Raw genomic sequence first — 18,265 nt, forward strand, 5'->3', positions numbered from 1 at the left:
ATTTGAGTTAGTAATTATTTATTCCGATTTACCAGAAGTAATTTTCTTACTTAATGCATCAAACATTACAGGAGTTGCAATAAATACAGATGAGTAGGTACCTACAACAATACCCACGATCATTGCGAACATAAACCCTCTCAATGATTCACCACCGAATATAAAAATTGCCAATAATACTATTAATGTAGTCAAAGAGGTATTTAAAGTTCTACTCAAAGTACTGTTTATAGCGTAATTAACATTTGCACCACCTTTCCAGCCACGTTCTGACAAAGTTTCACGAATACGGTCAAACACAACCACGGTATCGTTCAATGAATACCCGATTACGGTTAATATAGCCGCAATAAACGCTTGGTCAATTTCCATGTTAAATGGCATCAACTTACCGAATATAGAGAAAACACCTAATACAATTAATACATCATGAAATACAGCAACAACTGCACCCAGTGAGAATTGCCATCTTCTAAATCTTAATAAAATATAAAGGAAAACTACCGCTAAAGAACCTAAAATGGCTAAAAAGGCATTATTCTTAATATCATCTGCTATTGTAGGACCAACCTTTACCGATTGCAAAATACCTACAGTCCCATCATCTACACCACCTAAAACGAAAGCATCTTTACTGATACCATCTGGTAAATATTTTTGAAGAGATGTATACAATTTATCCTGAATCTCAGTATCAACTTCAATACCTTCAACATCTACTTTATAAGGAGTAGTAATTTTTACTTGATTAGATTCACCATATGTTTTCACATTGGTACCACTTCCAAAAACCGTATTTAATTCAGAAGCAATTTCAGAGGGATTAACAGGTTGTTCGAAACGAACTGTATATGAACGACCACCTACGAAATCTACTCCTTGCTGTAATCCAGGTCCGAAGAATAATGAAAACAAACCAACTGCTACCAGAACACTTGATAATATGTAAGCTATTTTTCTTTTAACCAAGAAATCAATATTTACATTCTTGAAAAGGTTTTTAGTCAAACTAGTTGAAAAGTCTAAGCTTCTTCCTTTACCACTAACATACCAATCTACCAATAGCCTTGTAATAAATATAGCGGTAAAAAGTGATGTTATAATACCAATTAATAAGGTGGTCGCAAATCCTTTTATAGGTCCTGAACCAAAAATGAACAAGATAACAGCAGTTAAACCTGTAGTAATGTTCGCATCTAAAATAGAAGACAAAGCATTTCCAAAACCGTCAGCAACTGCTTGGCTCTTTCCTTTGCCTTTTGCCAACTCTTCTTTGATTCGCTCAAAGATTAGTACGTTCGCATCAACAGACATACCAATAGTTAAAACGATACCTGCAATACCAGGCAATGTCAATACCGCATTTAAGCTTGTTAACACCCCGAAAATTAATAAGATGTTCAACAATAAAGCAATGTCAGCAAATGCACCAGCTTTACCATAATATGCGATCATCCATAGTAGAACTATAGCCATTGCAATTAAGAAAGACATAAAACCACTATCAATAGCCTCTTGACCTAAAGAAGGACCAACAATTTCTGATTGAATAATTTCTGCAGAAGCAGGTAATTTACCAGCTCTAAGAACATTCGAAATATCTTTAGTTTCGTTTACTGTAAAGTTACCTGTGATTTCTGAACGACCCCCAGAAATTGGACCGGAAGAAACACCTGGAGCGGTATATACCTTGTTGTCAAGAACAATAGCAATACCTGTTTGGTTCGTATAGGCGTCACCAGTTAATTTCTCCCATTCCTTAGCACCTTTAGTGTTCATGGTCATCGAAACTGCAGGCTTACTGAACTGGTCAAAATCTGCACGAGCATCACTTACAACATCACCACTAATTCTAGGTGTACCATCACGGTTAGATTTTAAGGCATATAAATCGATTACTTCGGTATCTTCGGTTGAAGGTCTTTCCCAAACAAATTTTGTGAACTGAATGTCGGCAGGCAATAACCTTCTAATTTCTGGCATCCTAAAATAAGAACCAATTGTTGCAGTATCCTTAATAGCTGCTCTGAACATTGCATTAGTTCCCGGGTTAGCAGGAATTAACAATTCGTATAACGGATTTACCTGTGTTGCTAAATCTAAAGAATCAGCAGAAACATCAGACAATAATGAATCCAATTCAGACTCTTCCTTTATCTGCTCTGGTCTTTCAACTTCTACAATATCTTTTAATTTTTCATTCGCCTGAATAAGGAATGTGCTAAAGCTTGTATTGCTTTGCTTGTATGTTTCCCAAAACTCTAATTGAGCAGTACTAGACAAAAGGTCTTGAGCACGAGCAATATCCCTAGCCCCTGGCAATTCTACCAAAATACGCCCAGAATTGCCTTCTCTTTGAATGTTTGGCTGTGTAACACCAAAACCATCGATACGCTCTCTTAATACTTCAAAAGCAGAAACGATAGATTCATCAATTTTTCTTCTTATGATAGGCTTAACCTCATCATCTGACATTTGAAAATTGATTTCATCACTAAGACCTTTGTTAGCGAAAATATCTGGTGAAGCTAATTTAGTTTCTCCTTTAATGTTATCGAATGCTTCGAAGAACAATTCAATATAGGTTTCATCACTATTTGTAGTTGCAGCATCGGCATCGGCCAAGGCTTTATTAAAAACTGGGCTTTTTGTGTTATTAGCTAATCCTTTAAGAATGTCTTTAACCGAAATCTGAAGTGTTACGTTGATACCACCCTTAAGGTCAAGTCCTTTATTCAACTCTTTCTTTTTGGCTTCATTATAATTGGTATATCCAAGAATACTATTGTTGCCAATCGAATCAAGATAGTTCGCAGCTACAACTTCCCTTTTTGCTACATAGCCATCTTCTGCTTCCGTTATACGGCTCGCTGCGAATACATTCGCCTCTTTTTCTACTTTGCTTGTAATGAAAGTATAGGATAGCTGGTAGATACTAACTAACCCAAATAATAAAGCAAAAAGCTTTATAAGTCCTTTGTTTTGCATTTTATAATATATTTAGTTTATGTTGATTAAAATTTTGTTTACTTTAAAATCTAAAGCAAACTACCTTTACACAGAGTAATTACGTTCCTTAGAGATTTTTTTTTGGAATTAGCTATTCCCTTAAACAGAAGGTCCTGCCCTAACTTCTGGAATAGTCTGTGAAGTGTTATCTATTGCAATTGCAATATTTCTATTAATCTTAAAAGATACATGTACAATAGCATTTTGTTTAAAAACTATTCTATCGTTAAACTGTATGATTACTGGATTAGAAAAACTATCATAATCCTGCTTTTGAATTAAAACAAGATTTCCATTTAAATTGAATCCATTCTCAGCTTGTTGATGTAGGTCTGATACTATTAGATTATACTTTTCAGGAAGCTGTTCTTTTGGGAAATTAAGTGGAAGTTCATTATCATATATTAATGACAGTTGGTTTTCTTGAGTAAGAAATTCCTTAACACTAAGGGCATCAACATCACTATAATAACGAATACTTACTTGTCTCCCGTCATTTTCTATTATTTCAATAGCATCAACACCTAAGACTTTAAGGCTTTTGGTAATTGCTGCCAAAACTTCATCATGAGCATTTTCCGAAGCAAATTCTACATCTGTAAATTGTAATAAAATTTGCTGATTAGAAGCTTTTGTTTGCTCTTGACTTAGCCCTAATAAGGCAAGAATAATAATTAAAGTACTTACGCACCATTTTGCATTCATGCGACAAATATAAAAATAAAGATTATACTAGGTAGTCTATTTTATACAATATAAATATTTCCGAAGTCTATCATATTCTAAAAAGAAAAGCCTTATAGTTGAACTATAAAGCTTTTCTTTTATTCATTTTTTTATATAAACTACAACTCTAAAAGGCCATTTGTTTTAGAAACACCTTCTGCACTCTCTTTCATTTTCGCTTTTTCAGCAGCACTCAATGGTATATCTATAATTTTCTCGATACCATCTTTACCTAAAATTACAGGAACACCAATACAAATATCGCTTAAACCATATTCACCATCTAACATTGTAGAACATGGAAACATCTTCTTCTGATCACATGCTATTGCCTGAACCATTGAAGACACTGCCGCACCTGGAGCGTACCATGCACTAGTACCTAACAACTTCGTTAATGTTGCGCCACCAACTTTAGTATCATCTGCAACTTGTTGTAGCCTTTCTTCTGATAAAAATTCTGAAACACGAATACTATTTCTTGTCGCGTGAGAAGTTAATGGAACCATACCTGTATCGCTATGCCCACCTATTACCATACCATCGATATCTGAAATAGGAGCTTCCATAGCTTCCGCTAAACGGTATTTGAATCTTGCGCTATCTAAAGCCCCACCCATACCAATAATTCTATTTTTAGGGATACCAGTAGTTTTATGTACCAAATACGTCATAGTATCCATTGGGTTACTAACTACTATAATAATAACATTTGGAGAATGCTTTAAAAGGTTACTTGAAACAGTTTTTACAATACCTGCATTTATACCGATCAATTCTTCTCTAGTCATACCTGGTTTTCTCGGAATACCAGAAGTAATTACCGCTATATGGCTATCAGCAGTTTTAGCATAATCATTTGTGCTGCCTGTAATTTTAGTATCAAAACCCATCAATGATGCAGTCTGCATCAAATCCATCGCTTTACCTTCTGCATAACCTTCCTTAATGTCCAAAATAACTACTTCAGATGCGAAATCTTTAATAGCAATGTACTCTGCACAACTAGCACCTACTGCGCCTGCACCAACTACTGTAACTTTCATGTTTATATATTTTATGAATTATTATTTATAAAATAGGATCACCGACCCTATTTGTAATGAATTTTCAATCCAAAAATAGGTATTTATTGATGAAAAATCATCTAGAGCAGCTCATTAAATTACTAGTTATTCTCCTTAAAAACATCGTTTAAATGCACATGGTGTTAAAAAAAAATGCGGTTCAACGAAAATATTGGAATTTAGTTACCATACATCGAATATAAATAATAACGTATAATATAGAGCGTTAATTACTTTGGATCCCAAATCCAAACCAAATTTAACCTACTTATGACTAAAAAGTTCCTCTCTTTGGCGGCCATATGCGCCATAGTCTTTCTGGCCAATTGTTCTAGGATAGAACAAAACAATGATCCCATTATTGGGATATGGTCACAATCGAAAATCACTACTACGGAAAATTCATCTAAGCAAACCGTTCGAAAAGAATGGATATTCAATGATGTATATTTAGGAAGGTATCATGAAATTAATGGTACTACCATTATCTTAAAAACAGATTTCAACTGGTCCAAGCAAGGCGACATATATACAATTGAGTATAGAGGCCTTGAAGACAAACCCAATAATTACATAACCATTCAAAGTTTAGAAGATAATTTTTTTCTAAAGAATATGGATGGTGCCACAATGGCTATTAGGGAATAAACGATTTTAACAGGGCCATGGGAAAAAGTCTGTCCAGAGCAATCTGGGCAGTCTTTTTTATTTAAAGCTATTTTGATGGCATTGAAATCTCCTCATCTGAACTAAATAACAAATATCAAGTTCATAACTTCATATGATTAATTTGAAGAGAGGTTTCATTTATAAACTTATACCTAAAGCAGAAGAAAACCCCTATAAGATTTCAATAAATCTTATAGGGCTTTTACATGATAACAAACTTAATTACTTAAAACTCTATAAATTATTTAAATTCAATTTTATCTAAAACCAAAATTAACACCAACTGTAGCAGTATTAAACTCTCCTAAATTATACTCGGCATTCAATCTAAAGAAACCTAATTTAAGCTTTGTCCCTAAAGTACCTATAACTCCACTAACCTTTTTAGTAATAGCGAATGGATCAACATAGGTTTCTGATGTTAACGGCCCTTCAGTTACTCTATATGTTCCTAAAACATCGGTTACAGATTTTCCTGAAACATAACCTAAACCTCCATAAAAATTAATAATTGGAAGTTTAGTAGAAACAACCCCATTAAAAACCCATGTATTAATAGTAGCTTCAATTCGCTGGTTTTCACCTTCAACAATATTTACGTTCGTCAAATCATAATCTCCAGAAATATTAGTATATCCGATAACCGCAGAAATAGCTACAGGCAATATTTTATCAGCAGGTAATAATTTCGTAAAATCGTGTTGAATTCCAAAACCAATTAAACCGATCGAAGCATCTTCATATTCCATTTTAGGAAGAAATCGAGCTTTTATTTCAGTTCCTTTAATCAAACCAACACTAGCTTGAATATATCCCGAAGGTATAAAATCAACACCTTCTCCAGAAAGTCCCGATGGTAATTCAAACTCTTGTCTAGCAGTAAAGCCAGCAACTTCACCTTCTACAAATACAGTTGTACTGGAAATATCCCCTAGGGCAGTAGAAACCTCTCGAGCAACACCCGGATTATCTACAAAATCTAAATTCTCATAATCATTAGGATCTAAGATAAAAGCTTTTTTATCTGACTTATTCTTAAAACCTGTAATATTACCGATAATTGATATTTCGAATCCGCCTAATGGCTTAGCATCAGCTGTATTATACCACCCAGTCGCTAAGCTATAAACCACACTTTCTGATAGCGGCGCCATATAATCGGTCGTAAACTGCTCGGCATCGTTAACACCTGCAGCAAAGATATCATTAAAATCTACTTGAGCCGTTGCAGTTAAACAACTCCCAATAAAAACTAACGTAAGTAACTTCTTCATTTCTAAAATTTTACCTAAAAATAAAAAACCTGCGCTGTAGGCGCAGGTTTTTGTTGTGTAAGTAGTACTTTCTATGTGTCAATGTTCGCATAAACAGCATTCTTCTCAATAAATTCTCTTCTTGGCGGAACCTCATCACCCATCAACATAGAGAAAACACGATCTGTTTCTGTTGCATTATCAATAACAATTTGTCTTAAAGTCCTGAATTCTGGATTCATTGTGGTATCCCACAATTGTTCAGCATTCATCTCACCAAGACCTTTGTAGCGTTGGATACTAACGCCTCCACTATAACTATCAGCAATTGCATCTCGTTCTTTATCACTCCAAGCATATTGCTTTTTCTGTCCTTTTTTCACTAAGTATAATGGTGGAGTAGCAATATAAACGTGACCACTTTCAACCAACTCTCTCATATAACGGAAGAAAAAGGTCAATATTAATGTTTCAATATGACTACCATCGACATCGGCATCACACATGATGACTACCTTGTGATATCTCAATTTAGCAAGATTCAACGCCTTACTATCTTCTTCGGTACCAATGGTAACACCTAAAGCAGTATACATATTTTTAATTTCCTCGTTTTCAAAAACCTTGTGCTGCATGGCTTTCTCAACATTCAAAATCTTACCTCTTAAAGGTAGGATAGCTTGAAAATTACGGTCACGCCCCATTTTGGCGGTACCACCCGCCGAATCACCCTCGACAAGGAAAATTTCACATTTCTCAGGATCTTGTTCTGAACAATCTGATAGTTTACCTGGCAAACCACCGCCACTCATTACATTCTTACGCTGCACCATTTCACGGGCCTTTGAAGCCGCATGCCTAGCTTGTGCTGCTAGGATTACTTTTTGAACGATAATTTTGGCATCATCTGGATGTTCCTCCAAATAATTAGTCAACATTTCTGAAACTGCCTGACTTACTGCTGCTGAAACCTCACGGTTTCCTAATTTTGTTTTAGTTTGACCTTCGAATTGAGGCTCTTGAACTTTTACCGATACAATAGCAGTCAATCCCTCACGAAAATCATCGCCTTGTATTTCAAACTTCAATTTATCTAACATACCAGAAGCATCGGCATATTTCTTCAAAGTAGAAGTAAGTCCTCTTCTAAATCCAGATAAATGCGTACCACCTTCGTGGGTATTAATATTGTTTACATAAGAATGAAGATTTTCCGTATAGCTTGTATTATAGATCATGGCGACTTCCACAGGAATGTCATTCTTCTCCCCTTCCATGGAAATAACACTCTGTATTAACGACTCACGATTACCGTCTAAAAATTTAACAAACTCCTTAAGCCCTTCATCAGAATAAAAAGTTTCGTTAATATATTCTCCTTTATCGTCTTTTTGACGCATATCGGTAATAGTAATCGTCACCCCTTTATTTAAGAAAGAAAGCTCACGCATTCTGTTCGCTAAGGTCTCATAACTATATTCAATTGTCTGGGTAAAAATCGTTTCATCTGGGTGAAAGGTCACCATGGTACCTCTCTCGGTAGTCTCTCCTACTCTTTTTACTGGATAAAGAGCCTTACCCCTTGAATATTCTTGTTGCCAAACAACACCTTCTCTATAAACCGTAGCCGTTAAATGATCCGATAAAGCATTAACACAAGATACCCCTACACCATGCAGACCACCAGAAACTTTATAAGAATCTTTATCGAACTTACCACCTGCCCCAATTTTGGTCATTACTACCTGTAACGCAGAAACACCTTCCTTTTTATGTAAGTCGACAGGTATACCCCTACCATTATCTTTTGTTGTTATGGAGTTATCCTCATTAATGACAACACTAATAGTATCACAATGGCCGCCCATTGCTTCATCTATTGAGTTATCCACTACTTCATATACCAAATGGTGCAAACCACGCACACCAACATCACCTATATACATGGATGGACGCATACGTACATGCTCCATACCCTCTAGGGCTTGAATACTGTCTGCGGAATAATTCTTCTTATTTGCTTCTTCGCTCATAAAATTAAGGTTGTTTTACTTCAAATTTTGCAATCTTACAAATATACGCAATACCCCATAGAATATGATGTTTCTAGCAATTGAGCTATAGCAAGTTATCAACAATCATTGTGGAAAATTAAAGGTGTATAACCAAACCCTATAAAAGGAATCACTGTTACTGCTTCATTTCTCTTTTTAAAGATGTAAATGAATTGTCAGTATTAATCGTCTCAAAAAACATTTGTCCGTAATTGACACTTAACCCTCTTTCAAAATGCGTAAAACGTAATTGAATTTTAATTTTTTCTTAACACAATTGGTCAGAAATTAATATGTGCAGTATCGATTAAACATAGAGAATATTAAGATTTCCTTTACATATCGATTTTAACTTAGTTATATAATCTTAAAATAGGTTTACATGAATGAAGAACAATTTAAAGGAAAATGGAACATAGGAAAAGGTAAGCTTAAACAAAAATATGCCGACCTAAAATACGCTGAAGGTAAATCGGATGAACGTTTAGGAAAAATACAAGAGAAGTCCGGAGAGTCTAAAAAAAATGATATACGATTTGTAATCTATCAAAAATTAAAAAAGTAAACCCGCCTATAAAAATAGACGGGTTTTTCACAATAGATACTATGACTAATTCAAACCCTATTGTTTTACATATGCATCGGAATGCACGTTTGCTACAGCCCTACCAGACGGGTCGTTCATATTTTTAAATGCCTCATCCCATTCTAAAGCTATCTGAGTGCTACACGCTACAGAAGCTTCTTGGGGCACACATAAAGCAGCCGCATCTGATGGAAAATGCTCTTCAAATATAGAACGATAGTAAAACTCTTCTTTTGAAGTTGGAGTTTGAAGCGGGAACCTAAACTTTGCGTTTGCCAATTGCTCATCACTAACTTCTTCGTTCACAACTATTTTTAAAGTATCGATCCAGCTATATCCTACACCATCAGAGAATTGTTCTTTTTGTCTCCATGCTACACTTTCTGGCAACATATCCTCAAAAGCTTTACGAACAACCCATTTTTCCATACGCTCGCCATTAATCATCTTATCTTGTGGGTTAATACGCATGGCTACATCCATAAATTCTTTATCCAAGAACGGAACTCTGCCTTCTATACCCCAAGATGCCAATGATTTATTCGCTCTTAGACAATCATACATATGTAGTTTGCTCAATTTACGAACAGTCTCTTCATGAAATTCTTTAGCGTTAGGTGCTTTATGAAAATATAAATACCCACCGAACAACTCATCTGCACCTTCACCAGACAATACCATCTTTATTCCCATTGACTTAATAACACGAGCCATTAAATACATTGGCGTAGATGCACGAATTGTAGTTATATCATAAGTTTCTAAGTTATATACTACATCTTTAATAGCATCTAAACCTTCTTGAATAGTGAATTTTATTTCATGATGAACCGTACCTATATGTTTAGCTACTTTTTGGGCTGCCGCTAAATCTGGAGAACCCTCTAGACCCACAGAAAATGAATGCAATTGTGGATACCAAGCATCAGTTGTATCTCCGCTCTCTACACGTTTTTGCGCATATTTTTTAGCAATTGCGGATGTTACGGAAGAATCTAATCCTCCAGATAATAACACACCATATGGCACATCAGACATTAATTGACGGTGTACGGCCGCCTCCAGTGCTTCTTTAATTTCTTGTATGCTCGTAGCATTATCTTTTACGGCATCATACTCCATCCAGTCTCTAGTATACCATCTCTTCAACTCCCCATCTGAACTATGCAAGTAATGACCTGGGGGAAATAACTCAATTTTAGTACACGTACCTTCTAAGGCTTTTAATTCCGAAGCCACATAGAATGTACCGTTCTTGTCCCAACCCATGTATAAAGGAATGATTCCCATATGATCACGGGCAACAAAATATTCGTCTTTCTCAGCATCATATATAGTAAAGCCAAAAATACCGTTCATTTCATCTAAAAAATGAACTCCCTTTTCTTGATATAAAGCCAAAATAACTTCACAATCAGACGCTGTCTTAAAATCATATTTACCTTCAAATTGCTTACGTAATTCTCTATGATTATATATTTCGCCATTGGCAGCTAACACCAATTTACCATTCGGACTCAATAATGGTTGTTTACCAGAAGCAGGATCTACAATTGCCAATCTCTCATGCGCCAAGATTGCTTTTTCATCTGCATAGATACCACTCCAATCCGGTCCTCTATGTCTTATTTTTTTTGACATCTCTAAAAGCTGAGGCCTTAGCACCTCAGTACTTTCCTTAACATCAAATGCACATACTATTCCACACATAATTAAATTATTATATCATTTCGAATACAAATATCAATTTATAGTTTCAATTAAGAAACACAAACATAAATTTTAATTACACATTATAATCGTATTTGTTTATTTAATTGAATTTTATATTTTTTTTATCAAAAATATCCAAAGAACCTAGAATAATGTAATGAATTAAAATTTAACTTCATTTTATCAATAAGACTGTAATGAACTCCTTAGTTTTATGACTTAATTTACCAAAACAATTATATATGAAAAGATTATTTACAAGTGCTACTTTAATGTTAGCCTTAGTTTTAACGACTGCTGTATCGGCCCAAGAATTTTCTGGTATTGATAAAAGTCCTATGGATATGGCTGCTTACCCAACAGACTATAAAGTTTCTGAAAAAGCGGTTCGTATTATATATGGCAGACCTCAATTGAAAGGACGTTCTATGGAAGAACTGGCTCCTACAGGCAAAGTATGGAGAACTGGAGCAAATGAAGCTCCTGAGATTACATTCTACAAAGACGTAAAATTTGGTGGTAAAGATGTTAAAGCTGGTACGTATTCATTATTCACCATACCAGGTGCTGAAAATTGGACTATTATATTAAACAAAAATCTAAATCAATGGGGTTCTTACTTCTATGATAAGGCTGCCGATGTTGCTCGTGTAACAGTACCTAATGGTTCTGACGCTGCGTCTCTAGAAGAATTTTCTATTGCTTTTAAAGATGTTGACGGTGGAGCACATTTAGTAATGGGTTGGGACAAAACCAGAATTGCTGTTCCAATTACCATGTAAGTTTAATATTATTATAATTAAAAAACCTCGGTCTAAGACCGAGGTTTTGTTTTAACGAACTACACCATTTACGAAAGTTTGCTCTGCCCGTATGGTAGATATTTCTTCTAAAGGAACGGTCATCATATCTTTATCGTAGATAACAAAATCTGCAAATTTACCGGGCTCTATACTTCCTTTTTCATCTTCCTCTAAATTTGAATAGGCAGCCCAAATTGTCATTCCTTTCAGTGTTTCCTCCCTACTCAAAGCCTCCTCTACTTGAAACCCTTCTTTAGGAAAACCACTTGTGTCTTTTCTTGATACTGCAGCATAAAAAGTTAAAAATGGGCTAACATCTTCTACCGGAAAATCGGTACCTAAAGCCACCAAACCTGCTTTATTTAATAACGTCTTATACGCATATGCACCTTTAATTCTTTCACCCAATCGATTCTCCGCCCAATACATATCACTGGTCGCATGGGTTGGCTGTACAGAAGGTATTATACCACTCTCAAAATAATCAAAATCGCCCTCTGTTAATATCTGTGCATGTTCAATTTTCCATCGTCTATCCTTTTGACCATCTAAAACCTTTTTATACGTCCTTAATACAGCAATATTGGCTGAATCGCCAATGGCATGGGTATTCATTTGATATTCTGAAATTGCCAAACGATTTGCAAGATTTTCTATTTCTTCAACGGGAGTTACCATGGCCCCAAAATGGCCAGGTAAATCGCTATATGGTTCTTTTAATGCTGCCCCTCTAGACCCTAAAGCACCATCTCCATATACTTTTACCGACCTAACATTAAGACGGTCAGTTTTAATAGGTCCTTTGTAAATAAAGTGATCTACATCTTCTTTATTATTACTTACCATTGCATAAACCCTTATTGACAACTCACCGATTTGCTGCAAACTATCGATAAGTTCAATAGTATTTCTATCGATACCTGCATCGTTTACCGTGGTAAGTCCGTGATTTAAACAAATTCGTTCAGCATCTTTTAGAGCCTTAATTTTATCATCTAAAGTTGGTAAAGGCATTATACTATCTATAAGCGCCATAGGATTATCGATAAGTATACCTGTAATTCCAGAAAATCCGTCTTTCCACTTTTTTTCGATTTCACCACCTTCAACTTTGGTACTCCAATCTATACCTGCCATATCTAATGCTTTTTGGTTAACCAAATAAGCATGACCATCAACTCGCTCTAACGCAACAGGAATATCTGGAAAAAGAGAATCTAATTCTGTTTTTGTCGGAAATTCTTTAATCTCCCAGTCATTTTGGTCCCAACCTCTACCTCTTAAAAATTTTTTCGGATTCGCAACATGAAACTCCTTAACCTTATCTAGTACTTCCTCAAAACTAGTGGTGCCAACAAGGTTTACTAATTGCTGGTTTAATCCCAATCCATAAAAATGACAATGAGCATCAATTAAACCTGGCGTAATAGTTCTACCATCAGCGTCAATAAGTTGATCAGAGGTATACTTTTCACGAATTTCATCAATTGCACCAACCGCAAGAAACTTACCGTCGTGTACCGCAAAAGCTTGAGCTTTTGAAAAAGCATCATTTACAGTATATACATTGGCGTTTACAATGATCAGGTCAACTTTCTCTTTCATGAGTTCGCAACCAGATAGTAAAACGAGTAGAATGGGTAGTAGTTTTTTCAAAACACAAAAATTAGTTCACCAATAATAAGTAAAGAAAGCCAACAAGACCGACTTCAAATAATATTGAAAACTAAGTATTTTTTTAATAAGATTTAAATCTTTAACGCACAGGCAATTGACGTGTGCCTTTAATTTGACTAGAACCCGAAGTAGAATAGCTCTCCCCAATAATTAGGTCTCCTTCTACCATCAATACAAATGAAACACGCTCTAAGCCAGCTATATTAACATTAAAATTCACGCGATCATTATCTATAATAACATCTTGACAGGTATATATACCTACTGGATATTTAATAACAACATCGTAAGTATTTTCATTTTTAGAAATGAATAATACACCTTTTTCATAGGAAGACTCCACATTGATCATCGTGTAATTCCAAATACCTAAAACGGACTCACCGGAAACAAGACACTCTTGTAAAACATTAGTGTCGCTTTCTAAATTCGGCACTTTTATCGCAGAAAAGGCATATAATAGTTGAATCAAAAAAAAAACTTTTTACTATAATCTGAGTCATGTTCATTCAAGGAAACGTTAAACTATAAATCTCGAACGTGTATATTCTTTTAATATTTTATTTATTTATAAGCATTTTACTACATTATTTACTTTGGCTCACTATCCAACTATCTAATTTCTCTTCGAGTAGTACCAGTGGCAAACTACCTGAATTCAAAATTTGACTATGAAACTCTCTTATATTAAAATTAGTACCAAGAATTTTCTCTGCTTTTGTGCGCAATTCTCTAATTTTTAGTTGACCTAGTTTATAGGAAAGTGCCTGACCCGGTGTGGCCATATAACGTTCTATTTCGGCAATTATACTTTCTTTTGACTCAGCTTCATTATCTAAAGAATATTGTATTGCCTCTTCTCTAGACCATCCTTTTGCATGCAATCCGGTATCAACAACCAATCGTATAGCTCTGTGCATCTCCATACTCAACATTCCAAAATATTGATAAGGGTCTGTATATATGCCTAATTCCTTACCTAGAGATTCTGCATAAAGTGCCCATCCTTCTACAAAAACACCCATACTTTCTGGATGTAGAAACTCTGGAAGATGTTTATTTTCTTGCTGTAATGATAATTGAAAATGATGCCCTGGTATTGCTTCATGTAAAAATAGAGCTTCGTCATGTACCGTATTATATGTTTTTACATCTGGAATTGGGACATAAAAAATACCCGCCCTTAATCCATCTTTTGAACCCGGTGTATATTCTGCACTTGCCGATGCTTCTCTAAAAGCCTCTGTTCTACGAACATTAAAGCCTGCTTTCGGTGTAAGTGCAAACAAAGAACCAATCCTTAAAGCAATACGGTCATTAATTTTATTAAAATTAGCAATTACCTCCTCTGGATTAGTGAAAGGCATTAGCTCATTTTTAGTCCTTAGTGAATTGAAAAAAGATTTTAAATCACCTTTAAAACCGATTTTATTTTTTACAATTTCCATTTCACTTGAAATACGCGCCACTTCTGATAAGCCTAATTCATGAATTTCATCGGCATTCATGTTCGTGGTCGTATGCAGTTTTATTAAATATTGATACGTTTCTTTTCCGTTTGGCAAATCTAAAAGTCCGTCAGTTTCTCTACATTTCGGCAAATATTCTTCCGTCAAAAATTTATTCAACTCCACATATTTAGGATTCAGTTTCTCCTTAATAAAGGCAGCATAATCACTTTCTAATATATCCTTATCAACATCTGACATTCCATCTGGAAAATTCAATATAGGCTGATAGAAAAGATTCTCCTCTAACGGTATATCTATAAATGACCTTACTTGGGGCAACATTTTTAGGGTCAACACTTTTGGTAAAACCACTCCCTTGGCCATGCCCAGTTTCATTTTTTCAATTGAAGTATCTAAAAAAGATAGATAATCATCTAATCTACTTAGCCAATTATTATAGTCTTCTATAGTTTTAAAAGGCTGTACACTTGTACCACCTGCTAATTGAGCAACATACAAATGCAACGATTGTATCTGAAAAAGGGGCATTATTTCAAAACTTGGTAAATCATAAATTGGCGACGCAATTGTTACGATAGGATTCATTACGCCCTGGAGTTTCATGCCACAATCCCATTCCATAACGCGCATACTCATATAATCTTCTGAACTTATTTGAGTAGAATCATATGTACTCAATTCTTCTAAAAAGTAGGTGTAGCGGTCTTTTAAATGTAAAATGTAGTTATCTGAGATGTAATTAGCTATCGTATCATTGTATTGCGAATAACCAGCTTTGGTCGCTTCTATTGGATTGATACTTTTTTTAAACTCATAAAACTCAGCAAAAACTTCGGCAATAGGTTTTGTGGTAGTTGGTTTGTCTTGATTTGAAGTCTCTTTACAAGAATTGAAAATAACAATACATAACAGAAGCCAAAGCGTACGAATCATAGTTTAAGAATTTGTACTGAAAAGTACGAAAACTAATATGATTGTTTTAGCACAATTTTACTGAAAACTAAAAACGATTTACTTTTTGGATTTGGAATTCCCCTTCTCCTTAATTTTCACGTAAATTAGTTTTTTACGCCCTTTGGAGTCTTCTCTTCGCTCAATTTCAAAATTAGGAATTGAATTAATTAATGGTGTCAGTTTTTGAAACCCATAATTACGAGAATCAAAATTTGGTTGCTTCTTTTGCAGCAAACTACCTACGTCACCTAAAAATGCCCAACCATCATCATCGGCAACATCATCGATAGTTGTTGCGATAAACCGCAATGCCTTTGGTGTTATTTTATCTACCGTATTTTTGGCCGTAGGGGTTTCACTCACAGTATCTGAAGTATCTTCCTCTGTTCTACTCTTTAGAATCTCAATATAAATAAATTTGTCGCAAGCAACTATAAATGGATTAGGTGTTTTACGTTCACCAATACCAAATACTTGCATACCCGCTTCTCGTAATCTTGTAGCTAAACGTGTAAAATCGCTATCGCTGCTAACAATACAGAATCCGTTTACCTTACCGGTATAAAGAATATCCATGGCATCGATGATCATTGCTGAATCGGTAGCATTTTTACCTTGTGTGTAGCCGTATTGTTGAATAGGAGTAATAGCGTTTTCAAGTAATACATTTTTCCATTTTCCTAAACGAGGATTGGTCCAATCACCATAAATACGTTTAATTGTAGGGTTACCATATTTAGCAATTTCCTCCATCATTTCCTTTACATAGGCAGATGGTATGTTATCGCCATCTATAAGAACTGCAAGATTTAAATCCATAGTAAGTGTTTTATGTAAAGATAATTTGATTTCTACTTGAACAGCAAGATGTTAAGCATTAACTTCTTTAAATATCAAATTACTGCGGATTATCTGCCTTTAATGAGCCGATTGCAAGAAAGAGAAGAAATGCCAAACCTAAGTAACCTACCATTTCATAGGAACCAAAGGTTGATAAACACAAACTAAAAATACTAGGTGCCAATGCACTTGCCAGAATTAAAAAACTCATGATTTTTCCGGTAATGCTTCCTAAATGGGATCTTCCAAAAAAACGAGGCCAAGCCACTGCATTTAGTACTGCGAAAAATCCTCCCAAAATTCCAAAACCAGCAATTAACATTGGAACTCCAGCGGAAGTAGACAAAAACAAGAAACCTAACGAAGCTAAAAATCCACCTAAAAGCATTAAATACAAATACAGTTTTAACGGTAAATAATCACTTAAAAAATTAAACAGCATAGAAACTGATACCGCAACCACAGACCCAGGAAGAAATATCGCTATTGCATCTTCTTTCATAAAACCTTCGTGCGTAAAAATAGAAACCACATGAAAAGTTAGACCGGTGATAAAAAAACTATTAAAGGCTAGGGTAAGTCCGTACATCCAAAATGCTCTTTCCTTTTTAGCCTCGTCAAGTGTAAATTGTTTTGATAATTTTTTTATCTCTCCTTTAACTGCAGATAATGATTTTGTCCCATCAGGTAGAAGACCATGTTTCTCAGGCGATATTTTATAAAAAATAAATATAAAAACACTGAATATCAATAAGCCAATTGCTAAAAACTGCCATGTTCGTTGCCAACTATACCCTTCAATTAGAAAATTGACCCATAAGGGTGAAGATGAAAAACCGAAAGAAAGCGCCACGCTGCTAAACGAATTTACTTTTCCTCGATTTTTATCGAACCAAATCATTATTACGTTTCTAGAGGCCATGGTCAACACCCCTTGACCTGCAAAACGTAACAAAAAAAATAAAACTGTCATAACCATAAAAGGCACTATCCACGTATCTATCGATAAGATCTCTTTGATATAAGAGCTCATAAGTGCCGACCAAGAACATAAAAACAAGGTTATCCCTAAAGTTAAAGCTGCAAAGAATGCGACATATCTGGCTCCGTAAGTATCGAACCAAACCCCTGCCCTACCAATAAAGAGTGAACTCACAATAGTACCGATCATGTAGGCATTACTAAATTGATTTCTAGATAATCCTAACGCATCTTTTACAGGGTCAGTAAATACCGAAACACCAATGGTTTGGCCTGGTATGCTACAATAAATTCCAATTGTACCTATAACAAGTATTACATAGCCATAAAATATGGGGCTTTTGGCAGGATCAATAAGTGGTTTTTGAAGAAAGTTTGACATAGGAGCGTAACTATCAACAAAAATACATCATCGCCATCAGTAATTTTATCCTTAACTTTCTAATCCTAATTTAAACACA

At 35.0% G+C, this 18,265-nt stretch carries 14 protein-coding genes; 3 read left to right on the forward strand and 11 right to left on the reverse strand.

The features are described from left to right. Nucleotides 1-18: 18 nt before the first annotated feature. From secDF to AACZ49_RS04345, 3 genes are all read right to left on the reverse strand, one after another. Entirely contained in the window at nt 19-2,988 is a 2,970-nt protein-coding gene (secDF, locus tag AACZ49_RS04335) for a protein translocase subunit SecDF (RefSeq protein ID WP_339652039.1), read from the reverse strand. 120 nt (nt 2,989-3,108) lie between these two features. Next, a complete protein-coding gene (locus tag AACZ49_RS04340; RefSeq protein WP_339652042.1) occupies nt 3,109-3,714 on the reverse strand; it encodes a hypothetical protein in 606 nt (201 codons plus the stop codon). Nucleotides 3,715-3,854: 140 nt separating this feature from the next. Continuing rightward, nucleotides 3,855-4,781: a malate dehydrogenase gene (locus AACZ49_RS04345; RefSeq protein ID WP_339652045.1), complete on the reverse strand. Its 927-nt coding sequence runs from the start codon at nt 4,779-4,781 to the stop codon at nt 3,855-3,857. A gap of 291 nt (nt 4,782-5,072) precedes the next feature. Between AACZ49_RS04345 and AACZ49_RS04350 the strand changes: the two genes are divergently transcribed. Then, a complete protein-coding gene (locus AACZ49_RS04350) occupies nt 5,073-5,450 on the forward strand; it encodes a hypothetical protein (protein WP_339652047.1) in 378 nt (125 codons plus the stop codon). A gap of 278 nt (nt 5,451-5,728) precedes the next feature. Here AACZ49_RS04350 and AACZ49_RS04355 read toward each other — a convergent pair whose 3' ends face one another. After that, on the reverse strand, nt 5,729-6,745 hold the full coding sequence (locus AACZ49_RS04355; RefSeq protein ID WP_339652048.1) for a DUF6588 family protein: 1,017 nt from the start codon (nt 6,743-6,745) through the stop codon (nt 5,729-5,731). 71 nt (nt 6,746-6,816) lie between these two features. Further along, complete coding sequence (gene gyrB, locus AACZ49_RS04360; protein ID WP_339652050.1) at nt 6,817-8,757, reverse strand: DNA topoisomerase (ATP-hydrolyzing) subunit B; 1,941 nt, start codon at nt 8,755-8,757, stop codon at nt 6,817-6,819. Between the two features lie 403 nt (nt 8,758-9,160). Between gyrB and AACZ49_RS04365 the strand changes: the two genes are divergently transcribed. Then, nucleotides 9,161-9,343, forward strand: coding sequence for a general stress protein CsbD (locus AACZ49_RS04365; RefSeq protein ID WP_339652053.1), 183 nt, complete (start codon nt 9,161-9,163; stop codon nt 9,341-9,343). 57 nt (nt 9,344-9,400) lie between these two features. Here the strand turns inward: AACZ49_RS04365 and asnB are convergent, their stop codons facing one another. Next, nucleotides 9,401-11,074: an asparagine synthase B gene (asnB, locus tag AACZ49_RS04370; protein WP_339652055.1), complete on the reverse strand. Its 1,674-nt coding sequence runs from the start codon at nt 11,072-11,074 to the stop codon at nt 9,401-9,403. A 245-nt stretch (nt 11,075-11,319) separates the two neighbouring features. On the opposite strand from asnB, the gene AACZ49_RS04375 reads away from it, so the two are divergent. After that, nucleotides 11,320-11,859: a DUF2911 domain-containing protein gene (locus AACZ49_RS04375; protein WP_339652058.1), complete on the forward strand. Its 540-nt coding sequence runs from the start codon at nt 11,320-11,322 to the stop codon at nt 11,857-11,859. 51 nt (nt 11,860-11,910) lie between these two features. On the opposite strand, the gene AACZ49_RS04380 is transcribed toward AACZ49_RS04375, so the two are convergent. The 5 genes from AACZ49_RS04380 to AACZ49_RS04400 form a co-directional block, all read right to left on the reverse strand. After that, nucleotides 11,911-13,485 (reverse strand): amidohydrolase, encoded by a 1,575-nt coding sequence (locus AACZ49_RS04380; protein ID WP_339652201.1) that lies wholly within the window; start codon nt 13,483-13,485, stop codon nt 11,911-11,913. A 151-nt stretch (nt 13,486-13,636) separates the two neighbouring features. Continuing rightward, nucleotides 13,637-14,029: a hypothetical protein gene (locus tag AACZ49_RS04385; RefSeq protein ID WP_339652061.1), complete on the reverse strand. Its 393-nt coding sequence runs from the start codon at nt 14,027-14,029 to the stop codon at nt 13,637-13,639. A 115-nt stretch (nt 14,030-14,144) separates the two neighbouring features. Further along, nucleotides 14,145-15,962 carry a DUF885 domain-containing protein gene (locus AACZ49_RS04390; RefSeq protein ID WP_339652064.1) on the reverse strand — a complete coding sequence of 606 codons (1,818 nt, stop codon included), beginning with the start codon at nt 15,960-15,962 and terminating at the stop codon, nt 14,145-14,147. 78 nt (nt 15,963-16,040) lie between these two features. Further along, nucleotides 16,041-16,802, reverse strand: coding sequence for an NYN domain-containing protein (locus AACZ49_RS04395; RefSeq protein WP_339652067.1), 762 nt, complete (start codon nt 16,800-16,802; stop codon nt 16,041-16,043). Between the two features lie 79 nt (nt 16,803-16,881). Beyond that, nucleotides 16,882-18,186, reverse strand: coding sequence for an MFS transporter (locus tag AACZ49_RS04400; RefSeq protein ID WP_339652070.1), 1,305 nt, complete (start codon nt 18,184-18,186; stop codon nt 16,882-16,884). Between the last annotated feature and the right edge of the window lie 79 nt (nt 18,187-18,265).

This window comes from uncultured Maribacter sp. (assembly GCF_963975365.1).
Taxonomy (GTDB): domain Bacteria; phylum Bacteroidota; class Bacteroidia; order Flavobacteriales; family Flavobacteriaceae; genus Maribacter.